Annotated in this window: 2 protein-coding genes and 4 pseudogenes; 5 read left to right on the top strand and 1 reads right to left on the bottom strand. The window is 45.1% G+C overall.

Features of this window, described 5'->3' with window-relative positions; translation table 11 throughout:
• From F6K52_RS35875 to F6K52_RS35860, 5 genes and pseudogenes are all read left to right on the top strand, one after another.
• A pseudogene (locus F6K52_RS35875) lies at positions 1-109 on the top strand (IS5/IS1182 family transposase); the annotation flags it as partial.
• Positions 110-181: 72 nt separating this feature from the next.
• A pseudogene (locus F6K52_RS35870) lies at positions 182-568 on the top strand (recombinase family protein); the annotation flags it as partial.
• Between the two features lie 36 nt (positions 569-604).
• A pseudogene (locus F6K52_RS37210) lies at positions 605-706 on the top strand (RNA-guided endonuclease TnpB family protein); the annotation flags it as partial.
• A 22-nt stretch (positions 707-728) separates the two neighbouring features.
• Positions 729-952, top strand: a pseudogene (locus F6K52_RS35865) (hypothetical protein); the annotation flags it as partial.
• Positions 953-1,011: 59 nt separating this feature from the next.
• Entirely contained in the window at positions 1,012-1,257 is a 246-nt protein-coding gene (locus F6K52_RS35860) for a hypothetical protein (RefSeq protein ID WP_293089912.1), read from the top strand.
• Positions 1,258-1,457: 200 nt separating this feature from the next.
• On the opposite strand, the gene F6K52_RS35855 is transcribed toward F6K52_RS35860, so the two are convergent.
• Entirely contained in the window at positions 1,458-1,784 is a 327-nt protein-coding gene (locus F6K52_RS35855) for an archaeosortase/exosortase family protein (protein ID WP_364421435.1), read from the bottom strand.
• Between the last annotated feature and the right edge of the window lie 80 nt (positions 1,785-1,864).

Raw genomic sequence — 1,864 nt, 5'->3', positions numbered from 1 at the left:
GGCTATCAATCGACTCAAGCAATGGAGACGTATCGCTACCCGGTATGAAAAACTTGCTGCCAATTATACAGCCATGATTACGATCGCCTGCATTCTTTTGTGGTTATAGTTTGAAAACACGCCCTAGGGGGGCAAAATTCAGTATCAAAAAACTTGGGAGATATCCTCTTAGACTATATCTATGGCACTAATACCACTCCGTAAAGCGGTCGAACTTACGGGACTCTCCAGGAACACTCTACGAAAGTACGCAGACAATGGCACGATCAAATGCGAAAGAACCCCCAGCGGGTACCGACTCTTTGACACAGAAAGCCTACTCAGCCTTGGAAAAAGGGCATCAAAGCAGTCAACAACCATCTGCTACTGTCGAGTCAGTAGTAGCAAACAAAAAGACGATCTCGCCAGACAAGTTGCCTACATTCACCCCCTCTTCCCGGAAGCAGAAATCGTCAAAGACATCGGATCAGGACTCAACTACAAAAGAAAAGGTCTTAAATCCATATTGGAGCGACTTATGCGAGGAGATCAGCTCACAATTGTTGTTGCCTGTCGAGACCGACTTACCCGTGCGAGCAATCCCTCGCACGGGTTTGAACTCATTGAGTACTTGGTTAGAAGTTACCGTAAGAGTAGTGCAGCCTTTATAGTTGGTAAATTATGCAGCATAGGGTCTTGGTTTTGTAGTAAGGCTGCACTACTCTAAGGTTTCATCTCCGGTCAGTCTCAACGGTGGAAAAATCCTGGTTCTCGACAATCCTTCAGGTGCGCTTTCCGCATCTAATTATTAAATTCGCCACGGGTCGCACCTGAAAGTTGCCCAGAATCAGAACTTACCGCAGATCTTCTCCCCATTATTCACGTCTTCTCTTGCCGTGTCCACGGACTGCGAAAATACGGCAAAAAAATCAAAGAAGATTCCAGTATTCCTAAACTTCGCGGACTATTCTAAGGAGATTCAACTTAGACTCTGAAAACTGGGGCTACCCGTGCCCCTTTAAAAAAACTCAAATGAAATGCCCTCAATCCAACGGCTTAGGAATCATTCACATTCCAGCCCAACCCGAACATCAACGCTATGACATGACTTGCCCCACCTGCGAGGGAACTGGGGAACTGCCTGACCCCACAGAATTTCCCAATAGTTGTCTCGCCTGTGGTGAACCCATCCGAGCGTATGAAAAGTGGTGCAAATTTCATAAAGCGGACTCTGAGCTTAGTCGAAGAGCCGCAGAACCGTTGACTGACAATGATTGAGCCCAAGAACTTAATGACCGTTCATCAGAGTTGCCATCAACTCATTCACGGGAGCAGACCGAGGTGCGCTTTCCAATGGGCAGATAAACTGCCCTTGGGTCGCACCTCAGGTTAGGATATCCAGGAGCCGGATGAGGGGAAACCTTCACGTCCGGTATGACAGGAGAGGGGCGGAGTTTAATAGCTCCCCTCGACTCTAATCAACCCTTTCGTCTCGCCCAGGGGGTAGACTTCCAGATAGTAATAAATAAAGCTCCAGATACCAAAGCTCCCACCGTTGGCAGTATTAAATAAACTCCTTGGCGAGAGACTTCAAATCCTGAGTACCAAAGGAGCAATCCTGAAAACTTAGCAGTTAATGTCGATACATCAATCAGTAATGTTGGCAATCCAGATGGTATAGCGAGACATAAAAATATAGTAAGGTGCTGCCAATATTGCTTTAATCCCTTCAGTCCAGATGCCAGCAGTCCCAAACCCAATAGACCTCTCCAAAAAATAAATTTATGGTATAATAATAAAAATATAACTAATTTTTATTAACTTCAAAATGAGCTACACTTGGAATTATATTAAAAAAAATCCTAAACAAACTAAACGATTGGTA

Source organism: Moorena sp. SIO3H5 (genome assembly GCF_010692395.1).
Taxonomy (GTDB): domain Bacteria; phylum Cyanobacteriota; class Cyanobacteriia; order Cyanobacteriales; family Coleofasciculaceae; genus Moorena.
This window is presented reverse-complemented; position numbering and strand designations above follow the sequence as displayed.